This window comes from Streptomyces sp. NPDC005263, assembly GCF_042872365.1.
In the GTDB taxonomy this organism is placed as follows: domain Bacteria; phylum Actinomycetota; class Actinomycetes; order Streptomycetales; family Streptomycetaceae; genus Streptomyces.
This window is the reverse complement of the sequence record NZ_JBIAKJ010000007.1, coordinates 587789-609648: the sequence shown is the minus strand read 5'-3', so window position 1 is coordinate 609648 and position 21860 is coordinate 587789. Positions and strand designations below refer to the sequence as shown.

Sequence of the window (21860 nt, the reverse complement as noted above, 5' to 3'; positions counted from 1 at the left end):
TCTCGTGGCTTTCCTCCGGGCGCTTCCCTTCGGTCTTGCGTTTCCGACTCTATCAGATCTTTTCTCGACCCGATTTCCTCGGTGCTTTCCAGGTTTCCGCTTCCGCGTTTCCCTTTCCGGCGGTTCCGACTCTATCAGATCCTTTCGGTCCTGATCCCCGGTCAGCGGGGGTTGCCTTCGCGGCTGTTGGGCCGTTCCGACGAGTGAGACTTTAGCGGATTCCCTGCTCCCGACGCTAATCGAGTGCTGCGCCCTTTCGAACGCGGATTCCTCATTCGCAAATACCCGTGCCAATGACACGACAACAGAACGACTAAGCGTCGTGTGTTGGTTGGTCCTGCGGAATGGTTGTCCGGGGACCGACCGGAGTCGGCGCTCACGTCGGACAACTCGGAGAACACTACGTATGGGGTCGGGGCGTGTCAACTTCGGTCCTGACGGGGCTTGGGAGGCGTAGCCTGGGTCGCATGACTACGCGTACGTGCTCCCAACTGTGGTGGGCCGCCTGACGGCGGCCGGTCTCACGTATGCACTCGACGGCCGCCTTCTCGGCGGCCGTTTCTGTATCTCCCTCCGCACTCCAGAGGGGCAGCCGGCCGGCCGAGGCGGGCGGCCCGGACAGGAGGAGAGGGAGAGATGACAGCGATGACACGGGTGTTCAGCGGGGTCAAGCCGACCGGGCACCTGACGCTGGGGAACTACCTGGGAGCCATGCGGCGGTGGGCAGCCGTGGATCAGCACCAGTCCGACGCGCTGTTCTGCGTCGTCGATCTGCACGCGCTGACCGTCGATCACGATCCGGCGCGCGTACGACGACTGAGTCGGCAGGCGGCGACGCTGCTGTTGGCGGCGGGGCTCGATCCCGAGCTGTGCACCGTGTTCGTACAGAGTCATGTGGATGAACACGCGCGGCTGTCGTACGTGCTGGAGTGCGTGGCCACGGACGGCGAGATGCGGCGGATGATCCAGTACAAGGAGAAGACCGCGCGGGAGCGGGAGCGGGGCGGGAGTGTGCGGCTGTCGCTGCTGACGTATCCCGTGCTGATGGCGGCGGACATCCTGGCGTACCGGAGTGACGCGGTGCCCGTCGGGGACGACCAGACGCAGCATGTGGAGCTGGCCCGGGATCTGGCGGTGCGGTTCAACCAGCGGTACGGACACACGTTCGTGGTGCCTCGGGCGACGTCTCCGGGGGTGGCGGCCCGGGTGATGAATCTGCAGGAGCCGACGGCGAAGATGGGGAAGAGCGACGACTCCGGGCCCGGGATCGTCTATCTGCTCGACGAGCCGGACGTGGTGCGGAAGAAGGTCATGCGGGCCGTGACCGACAGTGGGCGAGAGGTCGTCTACGACCGGGAGGCGCGTCCGGGGCTCGCCAATCTGCTGGAGATCCTCGCCGCGTGCACGGGTGGTGACCCGGCGGATCTGAGCGGTGCGTACACGTCGTACGGGGACTTGAAGAAGGACACCGCGGAGGCCGTGGTCGAGGTTCTCAAGCCCGTGCAGGACAGGCACCGGGAGCTGTGCGCGGATCCTGGCTTTGTGGAGGGGGTGCTGAGCGGGGGCGCGGAGAGGGCGCGGGCGATGGCGCGGCCCACCGTGGATGCGGCTTATCGCGCGATCGGGTTGCTGCCGGCCTCGTCCGATGCCTGGGTGAGTGCGGCTCGGTAGGCGTGTGGTGCCGCCCCCGGATGTCGTGGGGCTGGGGGCGGCACGGGGTCAGCCGTTGTTGCCGGAGGCCAGTTCGCGGCTGCGGTCGCGGGCGGCTTCGAGGGCGGCGATGAGGGCGGCTCGTACGCCGTGGTTCTCGAGTTCGCGGATGGCGTTGATGGTCGTGCCCGCGGGTGAGGTGACGTTCTCGCGGAGCTTGACCGGGTGTTCGCCGCTGTCGCGGAGCATGGTCGCCGCGCCGATCGCGGACTGGACGATCAGGTCGTGGGCCTTGTCGCGGGGCAGGCCGAGGAGGATTCCGGCGTCCGTCATGGCTTCGACCAGGTAGAAGAAGTACGCCGGGCCGGAGCCGGAGAGGGCGGTGCAGGCGTCCTGCTGGGACTCGGGGACGCGGAGCGTCTTGCCCACGGCGCCGAAGATCTCCTCGGTGTGCGCGAGGTGGTCGGCGGTGGCGTGGGTGCCGGCGGAGATGACGGACATGGCCTCGTCGACCAGGGCGGGCGTGTTCGTCATGACGCGGACGACAGGGGTGCCGGTGGCGAGGCGCTCCTCGAAGAAGGAGGTGGGGATGCCGGCCGCGCCGCTGATGATCAGGCGGTCGGCGGGCACATGGGGGGCGAGTTCGTCGAGGAGGGTGCCCATGTCCTGCGGTTTGACCGTGAGGATCAGGGTGTCGGCGCTCTTGGCGGCCTCCGGGTTGGTGACCGGGGTGACTCCGTGGCGGGTGCGGAGTTCTTCGGCTCGCTCGGGGCGGCGGGCGGTGACCAGAAGGTCGGTCGGTGCCCAGCCGGCGCGGATCATTCCGCTGAGCAGGGCTTCGCCGATCTTGCCGGTGCCGAGGACTGCGACTTTCTGGGTCATGGCTGGGGTGCCCTCCGGGGGGTGCGTCGTCCATGTTCATCCTCGCATCGGGGGGACGGGCACGGCTCGGGTGTCCGGTGGGCGGGATGTCGGGGGCCGCGGCGCGTCACGCCGTCCGGCGTCGGAGCGTCGCCGCGCCCAGGCCGAGTACCAGGAGCGCGCATCCCGCCACGATCAGGGCGTCCCGTACGAAGGTGGCTGTCATGTCCGTGTGGGTGAGGACCTGGTTCATGCCGTCGACCGCGTAGGACATGGGGAGGACGTCGGAGATGGCCTCCAGGGCGGGGTGCATGGTGTCGCGAGGGGTGAAGAGGCCGCAGAGGAGGAGCTGGGGGAAGATCACCGCCGGCATGAACTGGACCGCTTGGAACTCCGAGGCCGCGAAGGCCGAGACGAAGAGGCCGAGGGCGGTGCCGAGCAGGGCGTCGAGGAGGGCGACGAGGAGCAGGAGCCAGGGGCTGCCGGTGACGTCCAGGTCGAGGAGCCAGAGCGCGAGGCCCGTGGCGAGGGCGGACTGGATGACGGCGAGGGTGCCGAAGGCGAGGGCGTAGCCGGCGATGAGGTCTCCCTTGCCGAGGGGCATGGCGAGGAGGCGTTCGAGGGTGCCGGAGGTGCGTTCGCGCAGGGTGGCGATGGAGGTGACCAGGAACATCGTGATCAGGGGGAAGATCCCGAGGAGGGAGGCGCCGATGCTGTCGAAGGTGCGCGGGCTGCCGTCGAAGACGTAGCGCAGCAGGAAGAGCATCACGCAGGGGATGAGGAGCAGCATCGCGATGGTGCGCGGGTCGTGGCCGAGCTGGCGCAGGACGCGGGCGGTGGTGGCGGTGGTTCGGGAGGCGTTCAGGGCGCGGGGCGGGGCGGGTGCCGCTGTGGTGCGTGGGGTGTCCGTCGTGTTCGTGCCCGTGCCGCGTGTGGTGCCGGTGTTCGTGGTCATCGTGCGGTCTCCTTCGTGCGGTCGGTGGCGATCGCCTCGTCGACCAGGTGCAGGAATGCCGCCTCGACCGTCTCCGAGTGGGTGCGGGTGCGCAGGTTGTCGGGGGTGTCGTCGGCGAGGATCTCGCCCTCGCGCATGAGGAGGAGGCGGTGGCAGCGCTCGGCCTCGTCCATGACGTGGGAGGAGATCAGCAGGGTCGCGCCTCGCCGTGCCGCGATGTCGTGGAAGAGGTGCCACAGGTCGCGGCGGAGTACGGGGTCCAGGCCGACGGTCGGTTCGTCGAGGACCAGGAGCTCGGGGGCACCGAGGAGGGCGACGGCCAGGGAGACACGGCTGCGTTGGCCGCCGGAGAGGTTGCCGGCGAGGGAGTCGGCGTGGGTGGTCAGGTCCACGTCGGCGATGGCTCGGGTGACGTTCTGGTGGCGGCGGTCGGTGGCGGCGCGGCCCGGGTCGAGGATCGCCGCGAAGTAGTCGAGGTTCTGGCGGACGGTCAGGTCGTCGTAGACGGAGGGCGCCTGGGTGACGTAGCCGACGCGGGTGCGGAGGCTGGGGTGGCCGGCGGGGTTGCCGAGGACGTCGAGCGTGCCGGTGACCTTGGCCTGGGTGCCGACGATCGCGCGCATCAGCGTCGACTTGCCGCATCCCGAGGGTCCGAGCAGTCCGGTGATCTGGCCTCGGGGGACGGTGAAGTCGAGGCCGCGCAGGACCGTGCGGGGGCCTCGGACGACGGTGAGGTGCTGGGCGCGGACGGCGGGTGCGGTGAGGGTGTCGGGGGCGGTGGGGGTGGTGGTTTTCGCGGGGGGTGTCTCGTCGTCGGGTGGTGGGTCGGGCACGTAATTCATCATGCGATGAATAGTGCTCCGGGGTAGGGGGTCCGTCAAGCGGGGCGACGGTGTCGGGGAGAGGGAGGCGGGAGGGTCAGGGGGTGGTGGCGACGAGCAGGATGACGTCGTAGACCTCTTCGACGATTCCGTCCGGGAAGGTGCGCAGCAGGTGCTTGCGTTCCTCGGCGAGGAAGGCGGCGCCGGTCTCCGCGTCGTGGACCAGGAAGATCGAGTGGGTGCCGAGGTTGGCGAGGTGGGTGTCCACCGGTACGCGTCGGCTCCAGCGGACCACGCGGGAGGTGAAGTCGAGGCTGCCGGTGGGGTCCGCCGCGCGGGCGTTGACGTCGCGCTTCTCGTGGGCGACGTCGACGCCGAAGAAGCGTCCGGTGCGGTCGGCGGCCTCGGCGATCCAGGGCACGTCGAGGGCGTCCGTGTTCCACCACAGGGCGAGCGCGCCGCCCGCGCGCAGGACCCGGAGGGCTTCCGGGACGGCTCGGTCGGGGTGGGTCCAGTGCCAGGCCTGGGCGTAGGTGACGAAGTCGACGGAGGCGGTGGCCAGGGGGAGGGTGTTGCCGTCGCCCCGGACGATCGGGATGTCGGGGTGGGCGCGGCGGAACTGGGCCGCCATGCCGTCGCCGGGTTCCACGGCGATCACGTCGGCGCCGCGGGCGTGCAGGAGAGCGGTCGCTATGCCGGTGCCGGCGCCGATGTCGGCGACGCGCGCACCGGTGAGGGGGCGGCCGGCGAGGTCCTCGACCGCGTCGAAGAGGGCGGGCGGGTAGGCGGGGCGGTTGGCGGCGTACTGGGCCGCGGCGCCGTTGAAGGAGTGGGCGCGGGGGGCGTGGGAGGAGGCCGTCATGGGGACCATGGTGGCCGGGGTGGGTGTGAGGGGCGACGAGTTTCCGGTGAGAGACGGGCGGCCAAGAGCTTCAGCGCCCTCCTATGTGCGGGGGCGCTTCTTCGACGGGTTGCGGGTGCGGCGCGAGGTGCGCTTCTCGTGCTGCCGGCGTGCGGCCTCGTACTCCTCGCGGTGGAGCCTCTCGCCGGGGGCCTCCATGAGGGAGCGGACGAAGTAGGCGAGCAGCGAGCCGACGAAGCCGATGGCCAACAGGCCTCGGAGGGAGGCCTGACGCTCGGGGTCGGGGCGTCGGCTGAAGCCGTCCAGGGTCTGGCGGAAGGCCAGCGCGCTGCAGATGGCGAACATCGCGACGACCAGGACGGCCACGAAGCTGCCGGTGTCGGCTATCTGCAGGCCCTGGTAGGCGAAGCGCAGGACCAGGCAGGAGGCGACCACGGCGGCGAGTGAGCCGACGGCCGCCGCGATGCGGCGGGGCGCGTAGCCCTGGTCGTGGTTCAGCCAGGTGGTGCCGAAGAAGCGGAGGGGTTCGGGGCGGGGGCCGCCTTCGGAGCCCGCGGGGGCGGTGTCGTGTTCGTCGCTCACGCGTCGATTATGGCGTGATGCCGGGCCGCGGGCTCCGGAGGGATCAGGCGCTGCGAGAAGCGACGTGGCCGTCGCCGCGCGTGGTCAGGTGGCCGCCCGTCCCCTCGCCCTCGAAGAGCATGGGGGCTCTCCGAGGACGGGGCGGAATCGTCAGAAGGAACAGCGCGGACGGATGTAGCCGTCGCTGCCCGTTTGTACGTAGGCGTCCGAGACGAACTGGCCGTCGTCGATGTTGTCCCAGATGTTCGACGACCCGTACGGGCCCGTCACGTTGGTGCCCGGTGTCTGGCAGAAGATCGGGATCCTCGCGCCCTCGGGCAGGACGCGGACGAGGCTGTAACCGGTGCCGGGGCCGCTGCGGACGTTGAGACGGACGCCCGGTGCGACCGAGTAGTAGCTCACCGCCGCGGCCGCCATGGTGACGGCTTCCGCCACGCCGCCGCCCTCGACGCCGCTTCTCTCCACCTTTTCGACACCATCGACAGACATATGAGACCTCCCCCGTTGTGCCCCATGAGTGCCATGGGGTCCCGTTCATTCCCCCGAATCACGTCATGAAACACATGTACGTAACTCGTACGCGGAGGCTAGCAAGCCGCCTCCGTCTCGTACGAGTCATCGACTAGGCTCCGTGCGTCGCGCTCGCGGAGGATCAGCACGGGGGTGGTTCCATGGCGCCGCAGCACAACATCGGAGCGGGCGCGGAAGCGGAACTTCCCGAGTACGCCGGTCACTACCGGCTGGACTCATGTCTGGGATCCGGCGGGATGGGCGTCGTGCACTCGGCTCGCAGTACCTCCGGGATGAAGGTCGCGGTCAAGGTCGTGCACGCCAGGTTCGCCAAGGACCCCGAGTTCAGGGGGCGGTTCCGGCAGGAGGTGGCCGCCGCGCGGCGGGTCAGCGGTGCCTTCACCGCGTCCGTCGTCGACGCCGATCCGGAGGCCGAACGGCCGTGGATGGCCACCCTGTTCATCCCCGGCCCGACCCTGTCCGACCATGTGAAGCGGAACGGCCCGATGGGGCCCTACCAGTTGCGCCGGCTGATGGCCGGTCTGGCCGAGGCGCTGCGTGACATCCATCGGGTCGGGGTCGTGCACCGGGACCTGAAGCCGAGCAACGTGCTGCTCGCGGAGGACGGGCCGAAGGTCATCGACTTCGGTATTTCCCGGCCGAAGGACAGCGAACTGCGCACCGAGACGGGCAAGTTGATCGGCACTCCGCCCTTCATGGCGCCCGAGCAGTTCCGTCGGCCGCGTGAGGTCGGGCCCGCCGCCGATGTCTTCGCCCTCGGCTCCGTGATGGTGCACGCGGCCACGGGACGCGGGCCGTTCGACTCCGACAGCCCGTACGTCGTCGCCTACCAGGTCGTCCACGACGAGCCCGATCTGACCGACGTACCGGAGAACCTCGCTCCGCTCATCGTGCGGTGTCTCGCCAAGGAGCCCGAGGATCGGCCGACGCCCGACGAGTTGATGCGGGAGCTGCGGTCGGTGGCGGCCTCGTACGACACGCAGACCTTCGTCTGGGAGCAGCACGGGGGCGGGGCGGCCGAGCCGGAGCCGCGTGCCGAAGGACCGCGGCCGGAGCCGGGCGGCAAGCGGCGCCTGGGCAGGCGGGCGGCGATCGGAGCCGGCGCGATCGGTCTGGTCACGGTCGCCTCACTGCTCTCGCTCCAGTTGTTCGACAGTGTGACGGCGGCGCCGAAGAGCTCTCCGCCTCCGACGACGGCAGCCGCGTTCCGGGCCTGGGCGGCGACGCCGACGCACACGGAGGGCACGCCGCAGTGCTCGTACGGCGCGGGGAAGGTGCTCTGTGCCCAGGCCGGGCTGGTCTTCGCCCTCGATCCGTCCGACGGCCGGCTGGTGTGGCGCCACTCGGTCGCCAGTACGTTCACGAGCGGACCGCCGGTGTGGGCGGGTGGCCTGGTACAGCCGTCGTTGGCTCAGGGCCGACACCTGGAGGGGCTCGATCCGGCCTCGGGCAAGCCCCGTTGGCACCGGAAGGTGCCCGCGTACAGCGGGCTGGACAGCGCCGGGGGCATGCTGCTGGCGACCGGTGCCGACGGTGGCGTCACCGGGATCGACGGTGGTTCGGGCGACACGAAGTGGAACGGGCGGATTCCGGGGCACGAGATGCCGCTCTTCGTCTCGTTCAGCGGGGATCCGCTGGCGTACACGGCGAGCGCCTCGGCGGACGGGGCGAGCACGCGGGTCACCGCCGTCGATCCGGGCACGGGTGAGGTGCGGTGGGACACCCGGCTGCGAGGGTCACTGCGGCCGGTCGGTACGGCGGACGGGTCGGTCTTCCTCGTCGCCGTCGACCCGGTGTACGGGAACACGGAGGCCGTGGTCCGCTACTCGCCGGACAGCCGCAGTGCACGGCGGGTGGCGCTGTCCGTCCCGGTCCAGCAGGCCGACGTCACGGTGCACGGGAACGTCGTCTACCTGATGGGCACCGGTGGTTCGCTGGTGGCCGTCGACCTGGACGCGGGCAAGAAGCGGTGGACCCTGGAGACGGGGGTGTCCCGGGGCTCGGCTCCGGCGACGGACGGCCGGCATGTCTATCTCACGGCCCCTGACGGGCGGCTGCTCGCGGTGGACGCCCGCGACGGCAGACTCCTCGGGCAGACCTCCCCGCGCCTCGGTGCGACGAACTCGGACAAGGTCGCGGCCGATCTGCCCGAGCCCGTGATCGCCGGCGGCCACGTCTACGCGGGCTCCCCCGACGGCACCGTCTTCGCCGTCGACGGACGCGATCCGTCGGCCTGGTAGACCCGTCGGCCTGGTAGCAGACGCAGCGGGGCCGCCCCCGGAAGAATCCGAAGGCGGCCCGGCAGCATCACAAGCGGGACGCTCAGCCCAGCTTGCTGACGTCCCGTACGGCGCCCTTGTCGGCGCTGGTGGCCATGGCCGCGTACGCGCGCAGGGCCGCCGAGACCTTGCGCTCACGGTTCTTCGGGGCGTAGACGCCGCCCAGGGCCTGCTCGCGGCGGGCCAGTTCGGCCTGGTCCACCAGCAGTTCGATGCTGCGGTTGGGGATGTCGATGCGGATCCGGTCGCCGTCCTCGACCAGGGCGATGGTGCCGCCCGAGGCCGCCTCCGGGGACGCGTGGCCGATGGACAGGCCGGAGGTGCCGCCGGAGAAGCGGCCGTCGGTGACCAGGGCGCAGGCCTTGCCGAGGCCGCGGCCCTTCAGGTACGAGGTCGGGTAGAGCATCTCCTGCATGCCGGGGCCGCCCTTGGGGCCCTCGTAGCGGATGACGACGACGTCGCCCTCCTTGATCTCCTTCAGCAGGATCTTCTCGACGGCCTGCTCCTGCGACTCGCAGACGACCGCGGGGCCCTCGAAGGTCCAGATCGACTCGTCGACGCCGGCCGTCTTCACCACGCAGCCGTCGACCGCCAGGTTGCCCTTGAGGACCGCCAGGCCGCCGTCCTTGGAGTAGGCGTGCTCGGCGGAGCGGATGCAGCCGCCCTCGGCGTCCTGGTCCAGGGCCTCCCAGCGCTCGGACTGGGAGAAGGCCTCGGCGGAGCGCACGCAGCCGGGCGCCGCGTGCCACAGTTCCAGGGCCTCGGGGGACGGCGAGCCCGCGCGGACGTCCCAGGTCTTCAGCCAGTCCGCCAGGGACGGGCTGTGCACCGAGTGCACGTCCTCGTTGAGCAGGCCGGCGCGGTGCAGCTCGCCGAGGAGCGCGGGGATGCCGCCGGCCCGGTGCACGTCCTCCATGTAGTACGTGCGGTCCTTGGCCACGTTCGGGGCGACCTTCGCGAGGCAGGGCACGCGGCGCGAGACCTCGTTGATCTCGTCCAGGCCGAACGGGACGCCTGCCTCCTGGGCCGCCGCCAGCAGGTGCAGGATCGTGTTCGTCGAACCGCCCATGGCGATGTCCAGGGCCATCGCGTTCTCGAAGGCGGCGGTGGTCGCGATCGAACGCGGGAGGACGGTGTCGTCGTCCTGCTCGTAGTACCGGCGGGTGATGTCCATGACCGTGCGGGCCGCGTCGACGTAGAGCTGCTTGCGCGCGGTGTGCGTGGCCAGGACCGAGCCGTTGCCGGGGAGGGAGAGGCCGATGGCCTCGGTGAGGCAGTTCATCGAGTTGGCGGTGAACATGCCGGAACAGCTGCCGCAGGTCGGACAGGCGTTCTCCTCGATACGGAGGATGTCCTCGTCCGAGATCTTGTCGTTCACGGCGTCGGAGATCGCGTCGACCAGGTCGAGCGTGCGGACCGTGCCGTCGACCAGGGTGGCGCGGCCGGACTCCATCGGGCCGCCGGAGACGAAGACCGTCGGGATGTTCAGGCGCAGGGCCGCGTTCAGCATGCCCGGGGTGATCTTGTCGCAGTTGGAGATGCAGACCAGGGCGTCGGCGCAGTGGGCCTCGACCATGTACTCGACCGAGTCCGCGATGAGGTCGCGGGAGGGCAGGGAGTACAGCATGCCGCCGTGGCCCATCGCGATGCCGTCGTCCACCGCGATCGTGTTGAACTCGCGCGGGATGCCGCCGGCCTCGACGATCGCCTCGCTGACGATCCGGCCGACCGGCTGCAGGTGGGTGTGGCCCGGCACGAACTCGGTGAAGCTGTTGGCGACCGCGATGATCGGCTTGCGGCCGATGTCCGCACCGGGCACACCGGAGGCGCGCATAAGGGCGCGTGCGCCCGCCATGTTGCGGCCGTGGGTGACTGTGCGGGACCTCAGCTCGGGCATCGTCGCTCGCTCCTTCAGACAGGTATGGCTGCTAATGAGCGTACGCCGGTCATCCAGGGGTCGGGACGGGGTGTCCGGAATGCGGGATGCCTGTCTCGGGACCGGTGAGATCGTCGGGGCGGGCCGCCGGTTCGTGAGGCGCGCGATCAGTCGCCGGTCAGATGCCCCTGCACCACCGGTGCCACCCGGGCGACGATCTGCTCCACGTCCGCCGACGCCAGCGGCTCCACCTTGATCACGTACCGCAGTATCGCCATGCCGACCAGCTGGGCCGCGGCCAGCTCGGCACGCAGCTCGGCGTCGGGCAGGTCCAGCTGGGCGGCGACGCGACGCAGCAGCTGGGAGACGACCAGGCGGCGGAAGACGGCGGCCGCGGTCTCGTTGTTGACCGCCGAGCGGACGATCGCCAGCAGCGGTGTACGGGTGGTCGGGTTCTCCCAGACGCCCAGGAGGAAACGGGTCAGACGCTCGCCGACCCCGTCGAGCGGGCCGTCGGCGAGCGCGTCCGGAGCGTTCAGCGCGGGCGCGAAGGCGACCGTGATCGCCGCCTCGAAGACCTGCTCCTTGGTGCCGAAGTAGTGGTGGACCAGGGCCGCGTCGACGCCGGCGGCCTTGGCGATCCCCCGCACCGACGCCTTGTCGTAGCCCCGCTCGGAGAACTCCGCACGGGCCGCGGTCAGGATGCGGTCGCGGGTGTCCGCCGACTCCGTACGAGGGGGGCGGCCCCTCCTGCGTGCGGTGGCCCCGCCCGTCGCCCGGGCGCCTTCGCCGGTCATCGTCGGGGCACCCGCACGGCCGAGGCCAGGTGCAGCCGTGCGAAGGCCAGCGCCTCGGCGAGGTCGGCCTCGCGTTCGGCGCCGGACATGGCGCGGCGGGTGTTGACCTCGATGACGACATGGCCGTCGAAGCCGGTCAGGGCGAGACGTTCCAGCAGCTCGGCGCAGGGCTGGGTGCCGCGGCCGGGGACCAGGTGCTCGTCCTTCGCCGAACCCCTGCCGTCGGCGAGGTGGACGTGGCCGAGGCGGTCGGCCATGCGGTCGACCATCTCGATCGCGTCCGCGCGGGCCGTCGAGGTGTGGCTCAGGTCGATCGTGAAGTGCCGGTAGTCGTCCTTCGTCACGTCCCAGTCGGGCGCGTAGGCGAGCATCTCGCGGTCGCGGTAGCGCCAGGGGTACATGTTCTCGACGGCGAACCGTACGTCCGTCTCGTTCGCCATCCGCCAGATCCCGGTGACGAAGTCGCGGGCGTACTGGCGCTGCCAGCGGAACGGCGGGTGCACGACGACCGTGCTCGCGCCGAGCTTCTCGGCGGCGGCGCGGGCGCGCTGGAGCTTGACCCAGGGGTCGGTGGACCACACGCGCTGCGTGATGAGCAGGCAGGGCGCGTGCACCGCGAGGATCGGGACGCCGTGATAGTCGCTGAGTCTGCGCAGCGCCTGGATGTCCTGGCTGACGGGGTCGGTCCACACCATGACCTCGACGCCGTCGTAGCCGAGGCGCGCGGCGATCTCGAAGGCCGTCGCCGTCGACTCCGGATAGACGGAGGCCGTCGACAGGGCGACCTTCGCATCCGGGATACGGACTACGTCCCTTGGTTCAGCCACCGGGCCAGCCTAAGGGGTGCGGTCGGGTGGGTGCGGGGGGCCTGTTCGCCGTTGTGGTGTTCGCCACGGACGGGGGTGGGCGCTTTGTGGTGGCTCGCGCCCACCCGGTGGAGCCGCACCTCGGCACGGCTCCGCCCCTCTTCAGAGCGCTACAGCGAACCCATGTGGTCAAGTCGCCGCAGGATCACGCCCTCCCGCAGAGCCCATGGGCATATCTCCACGCTGTCCACACCCAACAGGTCCATCGCGCCCTCCGCCACCAGGGCACCCGCGAGGAGCTGGTTGGCGCGGCCCACCGAGACGCCGGGGAGTTCGGCGCGCTGGGCGGTGGTCATGCCGGCCAGCCGTGGCACCCAGGCCTCCAGGGACTCCCGCTTGAGTTCACGCTGGACGTAGAGGCCGTCGGCGGAGCGGGCCGCGCCGGCGAGGCGGGCGAGCTGCTTGAAGGTCTTCGACGTGGCGACCACGTGGTCGGGGGTGCCGAAGCGGGTGAACTCGCCGACCGTACGGGCGATCTGGGCGCGGACATGGCGCCGCAGGGCCCTGATCGCCTCCTGGTCCGGGGGGTCGTCGGGGATCCAGCCCGCGGTGAGGCGGCCCGCGCCGAGCGGCAGCGACACCGCGGCGTCCGGTTCCTCGTCGATGCCGTACGCGACCTCGAGGGAACCGCCGCCGATGTCCAGGACCAGCAGTTTTCCGGCCGACCAGCCGAACCAGCGGCGGGCGGCCAGGAAGGTGAGCCGGGCCTCCTCGGCACCGGCCAGGACCTGGAGGTCGACGCCGGTCTCGGCCTGTACACGTGCGAGGACGTCGTCCGCGTTGGTGGCCTCGCGCACGGCTGAGGTCGCGAACGGCAGCAGGTCCTCCACGCCCTTGTCCTCGGCGGCCTGGAGCGCCTCCTTGATGACCCCGACCAGTTTGTCGACGCCCTCGGGGCCTATGGCTCCGTCCGGGTCGAGCAGTTGGGCCAGGCGCAGCTCCGCCTTGTGCGAATGTGCGGGCAGCGGGCACGCCCCTGGGTGCGCGTCCACCACCAGCAGATGCACCGTGTTCGATCCCACGTCGAGGACACCGAGTCTCATGTACGGAACGCTACTGCCAGCGAAGCCGTGAGCTGCCTCCGGTGCCGTCTTCTCCGTCCAGTTCCCCGTCCGCTTCTCCGTCCACCTCTTCGTCCTCGACGCCTTTCCGGATGCCGTGCCGGAAGCCGCGCCGGAAGCCGCGCCGACGGCTGGCTCTGAACCGGCCATGGGCGACTTACCCTGGACGGGTGCCAAAGACGAAAAAGGCGAAGAACGACAAGACGGCCAAAACGCTCCAGGGTTCTTCGCAGGCGAAAGCACCGAAGAAGTCGAGGAAGGCCCTGGAAGCCGACGAGAAGGGCCTCGACTTCGCGCGCGCGTGGGTGGAGTTTCCTGATCCGGCGGACGAAGAGCAGGTCTTCCGGTGCGATCTGACATGGCTGACCTCTCGCTGGAACTGCATCTTCGGCAGCGGCTGCCAGGGAATCCAGGCGGGCCGCGCGGACGACGGGTGCTGCACCCTGGGTGCTCACTTCTCCGACGAGGACGACGAGAAACGCGTCGCCGGGCATGTGGCCAGGCTCACTCCGGACATCTGGCAGAACCACGACGAGGGCGTGGCGCACGGCTGGGTGTCGGAGGACGAGGACGGCGACCGGCAGACCCGGCCTTTCCAGGGCTCGTGCATCTTCCAGAACCGGCCCGGTTTCGCGGGCGGCGCGGGCTGCTCGCTGCACATCCTCGCGCTGAAGGAGGGCCGCGAGCCGCTGGAGACCAAGCCGGACGTCTGCTGGCAGCTGCCGGTGCGGCGGACGTACGAGTGGATCGACCGGCCCGACGACACGCGGGTGCTGCAGGTGTCGATCGGTGAGTACGACCGGCGCGGCTGGGGTCCGGGCGGCCACGACCTGCACTGGTGGTGCACGTCGGCGACCTCGGCGCACGGCGCGGGCGATCCGGTGTACGTGTCCTATCGGCCGGAGCTGATCGAGCTGATGGGCAAGGCGGGCTACGACCAACTGGTCGAGCTGTGCGAGGAGCGCCTGGCCTCGCAGCTGCCGCTGCTGGCACCGCATCCGGCGGATCCTGTCGGCTGAGGGGGGCGGGCAGCGGGGCTGGCCGGCGGACACGGGTCTCGGCGGGGCGGTCATGGGGTGTCGCGGGTCCTTCGGGGTTTGCGGCTTCCGGGGGTGGGGCTCCCGCCGGTTCGCGGCTCCCGCTGGGTTTGCGGGGCTCGCGGGATTTGCAGCCCCGCAACGACCCCGGGCCGTGTCTGTCCTCTCGGACCTACGACGTGAACGGGCTCGGGTCGCCGCCCTCGCTGGGTGCTGGTGTCGAGTCCACCGGGTCGGGTGGGGCCGGGTCGGTCGGGTGCGGCTCCGGGGTGGAGGGCGGGGGCGGGTCGGCGGGGGTGGGGTCGACGGTGGGCGGGGGCGTGGGGTCGGGGTCGGACGGGGGCTGGGTGGCGGTGCCGGGGCCGTGGTGGCCGTGGCCGGGGTCCGCCGGCTCGGGGGCGGCGGGGCCGGGTGCGGTGCCGTAGCCCTCGATGGAGACGAGGGCGCCGACCGGTGAGATCGCCACCCGTGCGATCCAGTGCCCGGACGGCTCGCGCAGATGGTCGACGTACACCTTGATCGTCAACGATTCGCCCGGTTCGAGCGTCCCCGAGGACCGGCTTAGGTAGAGCCAGGCCGCCGGGGTGGTCGCGGACCAGCGCACGGGCGCTGAGCCGGTCGCCGTGAGGGTGACCAGGGTGGTGTCGCCGCTGTTGCCGGCCGCCACGTCCAGGTGTCCGGCGCCCTTCCGGCCCGCGCCGGCGACGCTGATGACCTCCACGGAGACGTCGGACTTGGCGTCCTTGGCGAAGTGGCCACCGCGTCTGGCGCTGGCGTTGCCGGCGTTCTTGTAGCCGCCGGCGTGCTCGCCGTCGAGGGTGCCGGGTCCGTGCGCCTCGCTGGCGCTCGCGGAGTGGGCGCCCGGGCCGTCGCCGGTCGGGGTGGTGCCCCGGTAGGCGGCCCACAGGGCCAGTACGGGGGCGGCGACGACGGTGGCGACCACGGTCGTGGTGACGGCACGCGCACGCAGCCGGTCCCGGCGCGCGGCGCGGTCCTTGGGGTCCATCGGGAAGCCGCGCCGGTTGAAGCGGGGCGCGCCGCGCCGCACACGGGGACGGTGCGCCATCGGCTCGCTCAGGGCCGCGCGGGGCGCCGCCAGAACCGGCAGTTCGGCGGGGGTGACGACGGCGCCGGGCCAACGGCCGGGGGCGCTGCGCTCGGCGGTGCGGCGGCAGTGCGGGCAGTCGTCGACGTGCCGGACGAGTTCGCGGCGCAGGGCCGTGCTGAGCACCATCTCCTTGTCGCCGATGAGCCGGGCGACGCTCGGACAGCCGCCGGTCTCCACGACGGCCAGGGCCGCGCGGGTGCGCTCGACCTCGCAGGCGGCACAGGCGAGCAGTTCGCGGGCGGCGGCGGGGTCCAGCCCGAGGACGGCGGCGAGTTCATGGGCGGAGAGGTGGTGGCGCACGGCGAGTTCGAGCGCCTCGCGCTGCTCCGGGGTGGTACCGGCGGCCTCCGGCCAGGCGAGCAGGGCCAGTTCGCGCCTGCGCTCCTCCTGGAGGTCGTCGGAGACCGGCGGGGTGTCGGGCTGCGCGCCGCGACGCCGGTCGGTGCCGGAGCGGCCCGCCGCGTGCGTGCTCTGACGTTTCTGCTTGGCCTCGGTCAGCTTGCGCAGACAGGTCCAGCGGGCCAGCGCGTACAGCCAGGCCCGGCGGTCCCCGTCGGCCTCCGGGCCACGGCGCTTCTCGGCGAGCGCGAGGGCGTCGCGCAGGGCGGCGGTCGCGGCGTCGTGGTCGCACAGCACGGACAGGCAGTAGGTGAACAGGCCGTCCAGGTACGGCTCGTAGCGGGCGAGCGGCCAGTGCGCCAGCGTGCGCGCCGCCGCGCGGTCGCGTGCCTCCCGGTGCGCCCGGTGCGCGCCGGTGATGCGGGTCGAGGTCTCCGGACTGCTGCTCATCACCCGTGGACCGTAGGCGGCGCGGGTTCGCCCCTTCTTGTCCCTTGAGTTCTTTTAATCCATACGGGTGAAACGATCCCTCAATAGGGGACAGGAACGACTCCTTCCGTGGCTTGTTCTCGAAGGGAGTGGCCGGATCGCGCGGGGTGCCGGTGCGGTGGGAGCGGGCGGTCCACGGCACGTCGTCCGGGTCCCGTCCGCGCTGTCAGTGGTGCCGGTTACGGTTCGTGCATGGCTGCCCGTACGAAGTCCACCAAGGAGCGCCCGTCCTACCGCTGCACCGAGTGCGGCTGGCAGACGGCCAAGTGGCTCGGCCGCTGCCCCGAGTGCCAGGCCTGGGGGACGGTCGAGGAGTACGGCGCGCCCGCCGTGCGGACGACGACACCGGGCCGCGTCACCACCTCCGCCCTGCCCATCGGCCAGGTCGACGGCCGGCAGGCGACCGCCCGCGCCACCGGCGTGCCCGAACTGGACCGGGTGCTCGGCGGCGGCCTGGTCCCCGGCGCCGTGGTGCTGCTCGCGGGCGAGCCCGGCGTCGGCAAGTCCACGCTGCTCCTGGACGTGGCGGCCAAGTCGGCGAGCGACGAGCACCGCACCCTCTATGTGACCGGCGAGGAGTCGGCGAGCCAGGTCAGGATGCGCGCCGACCGGATCGGGGCGATCGACGACCACCTGTATCTCGCCGCCGAGACCGACCTGTCCGCCGTGCTGGGCCATTTGGACGCGGTGAAGCCATCCCTGCTGATCGTCGACTCGGTGCAGACGGTGGCCTCCCCGGAGATCGACGGGGCGCCCGGCGGCATGGCACAGGTGCGGGAGGTGGCGGGGGCGCTGATCCGGGCCTCCAAGGAGCGCGGGATGGCGACCCTCCTGGTGGGTCACGTCACCAAGGACGGGGCCATCGCCGGGCCCCGCCTCCTGGAGCACCTCGTGGACGTCGTGCTGAGCTTCGAGGGCGACCGGCACGCCCGCCTGCGTCTCGTACGAGGCGTCAAGAACCGCTACGGCGCCACGGACGAGGTCGGCTGCTTCGAGCTGCACGACGAGGGCATCACCGGCCTCGCCGACCCCAGCGGCCTGTTCCTGACCCGGCGCGCCGAACCGGTGCCCGGCACCTGCCTCACCGTCACCCTGGAGGGCCGCCGCCCCCTGGTCGCCGAGGTCCAGGCGCTCACCGTCGACTCGCAGATCCCCTCCCCCAGGCGCACGACGTCCGGTCTGGAGACCTCCCGGGTGTCGATGATGCTGGCCGTCCTGGAACAACGCGGAAAAATCAGCGCCCTGGGCAAAAGGGACATCTACTCCGCGACGGTGGGCGGTGTGAAGTTGTCGGAACCCGCCGCCGACCTCGCCGTCGCGCTCGCGCTGGCCTCGGCGGCCAGCGACACCCCGCTCCCGAAGAACCTCGTCGCGATCGGCGAGGTGGGCCTGGCGGGCGAGGTCAGAAGGGTCACGGGGGTGCAGCGCCGGCTCGCCGAAGCACACCGTCTGGGCTTCACGCACGCGCTCGTACCGGGCGATCCGGGCAAGGTCCCGGCGGGCATGAAGGTGTTGGAAGTCGCCGACATAGGAGACGCTCTGAGAGTCCTTCCCCGCTCGCGTAGGCGAGAGGCCCCACGGGACGACGAGGACCGCCGGTAGACTTTGCCCTGGTCTCGCCCGTCCGTACGAACCGCTTGTGCGAAAGGGGAGCGCCCCAGAACCTGCGACCGGAGGAGTGCAGTGGCAGCCAACGACCGGGCAGCAGCTCCCGGAAAATCCGGCGGGAGTTCCGGTGCCGATGGCATGATGCGTGCCTCACTGAGCGCCGTGGCTCCCGGAACATCCCTGCGTGACGGCCTCGAGCGGGTCCTGCGCGGCAACACCGGCGGCCTCATCCTGCTCGGCTCCGACAAGACGGTCGAATCGATGTGTACGGGCGGTTTCGTCCTGGATGTCGAGTTCACGGCGACGCGACTGCGAGAGCTGTGCAAGCTCGACGGCGGCATCGTGTTGTCCTCCGACCTGTCGAAGATCCTCCGGGCGGGCGTCCAACTGCTCCCCGACCCGACGATCCCCACCGAGGAGACGGGCACACGGCACCGCACCGCGGACCGGGTGAGCAAGCAGGTCGGCTTCCCGGTCGTCTCGGTCTCCCAGTCGATGCGGCTGATCGCCCTGTACGTCCACGGTCAGCGCCGGGTCCTGGAGGACTCGGCGGCGATCCTGTCCCGCGCCAACCAGGCACTGGCGACCCTGGAGCGCTACAAGCTCCGCCTCGACGAGGTCGCGGGCACGCTGTCCGCGCTGGAGATCGAGGACCTGGTGACCGTCCGGGACGTCTCGGCCGTGGCTCAGCGCCTGGAGATGGTCCGCCGGATCGCCACCGAGATCGCCGAGTATGTGGTGGAGCTCGGCACCGACGGGCGGCTGCTGGCGCTGCAGCTGGACGAGTTGATCGCGGGTGTGGAGCCCGAGCGTGAGCTGGTCGTGCGGGACTACGTCCCCGAGCCCACCGCGAAGCGCTCCCGCACGGTGGAGGAGGCGCTGTACGAGCTGGACGCGCTCACCCACGCCGAGCTTCTCGAACTGCCCACGGTGGCACGGGCGTTGGGCTACACCGGCTCACCGGAGGCGCTCGACTCGGCGGTGTCCCCGCGGGGCTTCAGGCTGCTCGCCAAGGTGCCCAGGCTGCCGGGCGCGATCATCGACCGGCTGGTGGAGCACTTCGGCGGCCTGCAGAAGCTGCTGGCCGCGAGCGTGGACGACCTGCAGGCCGTCGACGGTGTCGGCGAGGCACGGGCGCGAAGCGTGCGGGAGGGGCTCTCCCGGCTGGCGGAGTCGTCGATCCTGGAGCGCTACGTCTAGGCCTTAGCGCTCGTTCTCCCCAAGGCGCCTCAGTCGTTCTGCAGTACGAACGACGTCTGCGCGGTCCCGAAGCCGGGCGCCTTGGCCTCCACCAGGTACGTCCCGGCCCCGGCGGACCCTGCCGGCGGCGTCGCGCACTTCGGGGCGCTGGGCTTGCGGTTCCACTTCACCGTGTAGGTGATGCTGCTGTCGGCCGGCACCCGGAACACCAGGCTCCCGGAGGTCTTGACGCAGTCCGCGGAGGACCAGTAGTCGTCGTCGCCGCCCGCCTGGGTGATCGTCAACACCGTGTTCTTCGGGCCGAGATCGACCTTGCAGTCACCGCCCGAGGAGTTCGTCGCGGTGAGCAGCAGGGCCGGAGTGGAACCGGGGCCGTACGTGTTGTGGAGGCTGCGCACGGTCAACTTCATGGCACCCGCGGTGCAGTTGGGAAGCGTGGAACTCACCGGGAGGGTGTCACCGGCGGTGACCCCGCCGCCCGAGCCGCCGGCGGCCGTTCCACCGCCCGCACCCTCCGACCCGCCGGACCCGCCGGACCCGCCGGACCCGCCGACGCCACCCGAACCGGCCCCGGCGTCCGAACCGGAGCTGTCGCCCGAACCGCCGCCGGACCCCGAGCCTCCCGAGCCCCCGCCGCTCGACTCCTCACGCCCGCCCGGCGCTTGACTGATCGCGGGCCCGGAACCCGTCGGCCCCGGAGTGATCGTCGAGGGTGAGGGATTCTTGTCGCTGGGCCCGTCGGCACCGTTCTTGCCGCCTGAGCCGCCGGACATGGCGATCCAGGCGACCACCAGCGTCAACAGGGCCAGCACGGACACCAGTACGACCCTCCGTCGCCAGTAGATGGAGGAGGGAAGCGGCCCGACCGGATTGCGCAGAGATCCCACGGCGCAAACTGTACGAGAGATCGACGCGTGAGCTGGCGCCACCCGCCGCCGGATCACAACTTTTCCGGATCATCATGCCGGAACGAGCCGTCCCGTTCCGTCCTTCGCCGGACGCGGCACATGACGATCGCGAACGGTGACGACTTCGCCCGTTACATGACGGTCCGTGACCGCGGACTTCGAGGGCGCGAACCCCGACACGCGCGCCCACCGAGGGGGCCACTCCCCGGCAGGCCTGCGGACGCCTCTCCTGCTGCTCTCCCGACCACGGAACACACCAGCGCACGCCCGGGAACACACGTACGTGCCCTTCGTCATGGCAGGATCGGAATGCCATGACTGTGCCCACGAAGTCCCCGCGCCCCGTCAACAGCCCCGTCGGCGACGCCCCCGGCGAGCCGCTCCACGCCCCCGTCATCGACTGGTTCGACGAGCACGCCCGCGATCTGCCGTGGCGGCGCCCCGAGGCCGGCCCGTGGGGGGTGATGGTGAGCGAGTTCATGTTGCAGCAGACGCCGGTGAACCGCGTCCTGCCCGTCTACGAGCAGTGGCTGGCCCGCTGGCCGCGCCCCGCCGACCTGGCCGCGGACGCGCCGGGCGAGGCCGTGCGCGCCTGGGGCCGGCTCGGCTACCCGCGCCGCGCGCTGCGGCTGCACGGCGCCGCCGTCGCCATAACGGAACGGCACGGTGGTGACGTACCGAAGGACCACGCCCAGTTGCTGGCGCTGCCCGGGATCGGCGAGTACACGGCCGCCGCCGTCGCCTCCTTCGCGTACGGGCAGCGGCACGCGGTCCTGGACACCAACGTCCGCCGGGTCTTCGCCCGGGCCGTGACCGGGGTGCGGTACCCGCCGAACGCCACCACCGCCGCCGAACGCAAGCTGGCCCGCTCGCTGTTGCCCGAGGAGGAGCGGACGGCCGCGCGGTGGGCGGCCGCGTCCATGGAGCTGGGCGCACTCGTCTGCACCGCCAAGAACGAGAACTGCCACCGCTGCCCGATCGCCGCGCAGTGCGCCTGGCGGCTCGCGGGCAAGCCGGAGCACGAGGGCCCGCCGCGCCGGGGCCAGACGTACGCCGGTACGGACCGGCAGGTGCGCGGCCGGCTGCTCGCCGTACTGCGCGAGGCGCGCGGCCCCGTACCGCAGCCGGCCCTGGACCGGGTGTGGCACGAGCCGGTGCAGCGCGCGCGGGCACTGGACGGTCTGGTCGCGGACGGTCTGGTGGAACCTCTCCTGGGTGGTTTGTATCGGCTCCCGTTGACACGAAGCTGACGCCAAATCGCCCTATACCAGCGCCAATCAGCGTGTCGCCTTACCCCGTCCCTACTTCTGTTACACAACCGACGGACAGCCGAGTGCTAGCCGAGCGCTGCTTCGCACAGCCCCGTGACAACACCTCCGTAGCTTCATCTGCGTACCCGGCGGACCGGGGACGACGGAGGACAGACCGACGGTGTGCAAGCCGGCGGACACGGGGATCAGGAGGCGGTCGACATGGCGCAGGGCGAGGTGCTCGGTTTCGAGGAGTACGTCCGCACCCGGCAGGACGCGCTGCTGCGCAGCGCACGCCGGCTGGTCCCGGACCCCGTCGACGCGCAGGACCTGCTCCAGACGGCGCTGGTGCGGACGTACGGCCGCTGGGACGGGATCGCGGACAAGCGGCTCGCGGACGCCTACCTGCGCCGGGTGATGATCAACACCCGGACCGAGTGGTGGCGGGCACGGAAGCTGGAGGAGGTGCCGACCGAGCAGCTCCCGGACGCCTCGGTCGACGACGCCACCGAGCAGCACGCGGACCGTGCCCTGCTGATGGATGTCATGAAGGTCCTCGCCCCCAAGCAGCGCAGCGTCGTCGTCCTGCGACACTGGGAGCAGATGTCCACGGAGGAGACGGCCGCCGCCCTCGGCATGTCGGCCGGAACCGTCAAGAGCACGCTGCACCGGGCGCTCGCCCGGCTCCGCGAGGAGCTGGAGAGCCGCGATCTGGACGCACGCGCGCTGGAGCGTGAGGAGCGGGAGCGTTGCGCGGCCTAGACACCAGGGCCGGCGGCA

At 71.4% G+C, this 21860-nt stretch carries 19 protein-coding genes; 7 read left to right on the top strand and 12 right to left on the bottom strand.

What is annotated here, in order from left to right:
- Positions 1–645: 645 nt before the first annotated feature.
- Positions 646–1671, top strand: coding sequence for a tryptophan--tRNA ligase (trpS, locus tag ACFYRY_RS31205; RefSeq protein WP_389153014.1), 1026 nt, complete (start codon positions 646–648; stop codon positions 1669–1671).
- Between the two features lie 48 nt (positions 1672–1719).
- Here the strand turns inward: trpS and proC are convergent, their stop codons facing one another.
- The 6 genes from proC to ACFYRY_RS31175 all read right to left on the bottom strand — a co-directional run bounded on the left by proC (position 1720) and on the right by ACFYRY_RS31175 (position 6220).
- Positions 1720–2532, bottom strand: coding sequence for a pyrroline-5-carboxylate reductase (proC, locus tag ACFYRY_RS31200; RefSeq protein ID WP_389152940.1), 813 nt, complete (start codon positions 2530–2532; stop codon positions 1720–1722).
- A gap of 106 nt (positions 2533–2638) precedes the next feature.
- Entirely contained in the window at positions 2639–3466 is an 828-nt protein-coding gene (locus ACFYRY_RS31195; RefSeq protein ID WP_389152938.1) for an ABC transporter permease, read from the bottom strand.
- Positions 3463–4311 carry an ABC transporter ATP-binding protein gene (locus ACFYRY_RS31190; protein ID WP_389152935.1) on the bottom strand — a complete coding sequence of 283 codons (849 nt, stop codon included), beginning with the start codon at positions 4309–4311 and terminating at the stop codon, positions 3463–3465. The genes ACFYRY_RS31195 and ACFYRY_RS31190 overlap by 4 nt, the downstream gene beginning before the upstream one ends.
- 73 nt (positions 4312–4384) lie before the next feature.
- Positions 4385–5149, bottom strand: coding sequence for a class I SAM-dependent methyltransferase (locus ACFYRY_RS31185; RefSeq protein WP_389152932.1), 765 nt, complete (start codon positions 5147–5149; stop codon positions 4385–4387).
- An 81-nt stretch (positions 5150–5230) separates the two neighbouring features.
- Entirely contained in the window at positions 5231–5731 is a 501-nt protein-coding gene (locus ACFYRY_RS31180) for an EamA/RhaT family transporter (RefSeq protein ID WP_389152929.1), read from the bottom strand.
- 150 nt (positions 5732–5881) lie between these two features.
- Positions 5882–6220 (bottom strand): SH3 domain-containing protein, encoded by a 339-nt coding sequence (locus tag ACFYRY_RS31175; RefSeq protein ID WP_389152926.1) that lies wholly within the window; start codon positions 6218–6220, stop codon positions 5882–5884.
- 182 nt (positions 6221–6402) lie between these two features.
- Here ACFYRY_RS31175 and ACFYRY_RS31170 point away from each other — a divergent pair, with 182 nt between their 5' ends.
- Positions 6403–8502: a serine/threonine-protein kinase gene (locus ACFYRY_RS31170; protein WP_389152923.1), complete on the top strand. Its 2100-nt coding sequence runs from the start codon at positions 6403–6405 to the stop codon at positions 8500–8502.
- 82 nt (positions 8503–8584) lie between these two features.
- Here ACFYRY_RS31170 and ilvD read toward each other — a convergent pair whose 3' ends face one another.
- The 4 genes from ilvD to ACFYRY_RS31150 all read right to left on the bottom strand — a co-directional run bounded on the left by ilvD (position 8585) and on the right by ACFYRY_RS31150 (position 13123).
- Positions 8585–10438, bottom strand: coding sequence for a dihydroxy-acid dehydratase (gene ilvD / locus ACFYRY_RS31165; RefSeq protein ID WP_389152920.1), 1854 nt, complete (start codon positions 10436–10438; stop codon positions 8585–8587).
- A 146-nt stretch (positions 10439–10584) separates the two neighbouring features.
- Entirely contained in the window at positions 10585–11214 is a 630-nt protein-coding gene (locus tag ACFYRY_RS31160; protein ID WP_389152917.1) for a TetR family transcriptional regulator, read from the bottom strand.
- Complete coding sequence (locus ACFYRY_RS31155; protein WP_389152914.1) at positions 11211–12041, bottom strand: sugar phosphate isomerase/epimerase family protein; 831 nt, start codon at positions 12039–12041, stop codon at positions 11211–11213. Before ACFYRY_RS31155 ends, ACFYRY_RS31160 begins: the two co-directional genes overlap by 4 nt.
- 149 nt (positions 12042–12190) lie before the next feature.
- Entirely contained in the window at positions 12191–13123 is a 933-nt protein-coding gene (locus tag ACFYRY_RS31150; protein ID WP_389152911.1) for a Ppx/GppA family phosphatase, read from the bottom strand.
- Between the two features lie 188 nt (positions 13124–13311).
- Here ACFYRY_RS31150 and ACFYRY_RS31145 point away from each other — a divergent pair, with 188 nt between their 5' ends.
- Positions 13312–14160 (top strand): hypothetical protein, encoded by an 849-nt coding sequence (locus ACFYRY_RS31145; protein WP_389152908.1) that lies wholly within the window; start codon positions 13312–13314, stop codon positions 14158–14160.
- Positions 14161–14350: 190 nt separating this feature from the next.
- Here ACFYRY_RS31145 and ACFYRY_RS31140 read toward each other — a convergent pair whose 3' ends face one another.
- Entirely contained in the window at positions 14351–16078 is a 1728-nt protein-coding gene (locus ACFYRY_RS31140) for a hypothetical protein (protein ID WP_389152905.1), read from the bottom strand.
- 228 nt (positions 16079–16306) lie between these two features.
- Between ACFYRY_RS31140 and radA the strand changes: the two genes are divergently transcribed.
- The gene (gene radA, locus ACFYRY_RS31135) at positions 16307–17716 is read left to right on the top strand and encodes a DNA repair protein RadA (protein ID WP_389152902.1); all 1410 of its coding nucleotides are present in this window, start codon (positions 16307–16309) and stop codon (positions 17714–17716) included.
- 81 nt (positions 17717–17797) lie between these two features.
- A complete protein-coding gene (disA, locus tag ACFYRY_RS31130) occupies positions 17798–18922 on the top strand; it encodes a DNA integrity scanning diadenylate cyclase DisA (RefSeq protein ID WP_389152899.1) in 1125 nt (374 codons plus the stop codon).
- A 29-nt stretch (positions 18923–18951) separates the two neighbouring features.
- On the opposite strand, the gene ACFYRY_RS31125 is transcribed toward disA, so the two are convergent.
- Positions 18952–19809, bottom strand: coding sequence for a hypothetical protein (locus ACFYRY_RS31125; protein WP_389152896.1), 858 nt, complete (start codon positions 19807–19809; stop codon positions 18952–18954).
- A gap of 335 nt (positions 19810–20144) precedes the next feature.
- On the opposite strand from ACFYRY_RS31125, the gene ACFYRY_RS31120 reads away from it, so the two are divergent.
- Both ACFYRY_RS31120 and ACFYRY_RS31115 read left to right on the top strand, forming a co-directional pair.
- Positions 20145–21080 (top strand): A/G-specific adenine glycosylase, encoded by a 936-nt coding sequence (locus tag ACFYRY_RS31120; RefSeq protein ID WP_389152893.1) that lies wholly within the window; start codon positions 20145–20147, stop codon positions 21078–21080.
- A 222-nt stretch (positions 21081–21302) separates the two neighbouring features.
- Positions 21303–21842: a SigE family RNA polymerase sigma factor gene (locus ACFYRY_RS31115; protein ID WP_356765413.1), complete on the top strand. Its 540-nt coding sequence runs from the start codon at positions 21303–21305 to the stop codon at positions 21840–21842.
- Positions 21843–21860 lie beyond the last annotated feature (18 nt).

Coding starts and splice junctions, on each gene's coding strand:
- trpS (WP_389153014.1), top strand. CDS start 646: ATGACACGGGTGTTCAGCGGGGTCAAGCCGACCGGGCACCTGACGCTG.
- ilvD (WP_389152920.1), bottom strand. CDS start 10,438: ATGCCCGAGCTGAGGTCCCGCACAGTCACCCACGGCCGCAACATGGCG.
- ACFYRY_RS31115 (WP_356765413.1), top strand. CDS start 21,303: ATGGCGCAGGGCGAGGTGCTCGGTTTCGAGGAGTACGTCCGCACCCGG.
- ACFYRY_RS31175 (WP_389152926.1), bottom strand. CDS start 6,220: ATGTCTGTCGATGGTGTCGAAAAGGTGGAGAGAAGCGGCGTCGAGGGC.
- ACFYRY_RS31160 (WP_389152917.1), bottom strand. CDS start 11,214: ATGACCGGCGAAGGCGCCCGGGCGACGGGCGGGGCCACCGCACGCAGG.
- ACFYRY_RS31190 (WP_389152935.1), bottom strand. CDS start 4,311: ATGATGAATTACGTGCCCGACCCACCACCCGACGACGAGACACCCCCC.
- ACFYRY_RS31185 (WP_389152932.1), bottom strand. CDS start 5,149: ATGACGGCCTCCTCCCACGCCCCCCGCGCCCACTCCTTCAACGGCGCC.
- ACFYRY_RS31170 (WP_389152923.1), top strand. CDS start 6,403: ATGGCGCCGCAGCACAACATCGGAGCGGGCGCGGAAGCGGAACTTCCC.
- ACFYRY_RS31120 (WP_389152893.1), top strand. CDS start 20,145: ATGACTGTGCCCACGAAGTCCCCGCGCCCCGTCAACAGCCCCGTCGGC.
- ACFYRY_RS31195 (WP_389152938.1), bottom strand. CDS start 3,466: ATGACCACGAACACCGGCACCACACGCGGCACGGGCACGAACACGACG.
- ACFYRY_RS31150 (WP_389152911.1), bottom strand. CDS start 13,123: ATGAGACTCGGTGTCCTCGACGTGGGATCGAACACGGTGCATCTGCTG.
- radA (WP_389152902.1), top strand. CDS start 16,307: ATGGCTGCCCGTACGAAGTCCACCAAGGAGCGCCCGTCCTACCGCTGC.
- proC (WP_389152940.1), bottom strand. CDS start 2,532: ATGACCCAGAAAGTCGCAGTCCTCGGCACCGGCAAGATCGGCGAAGCC.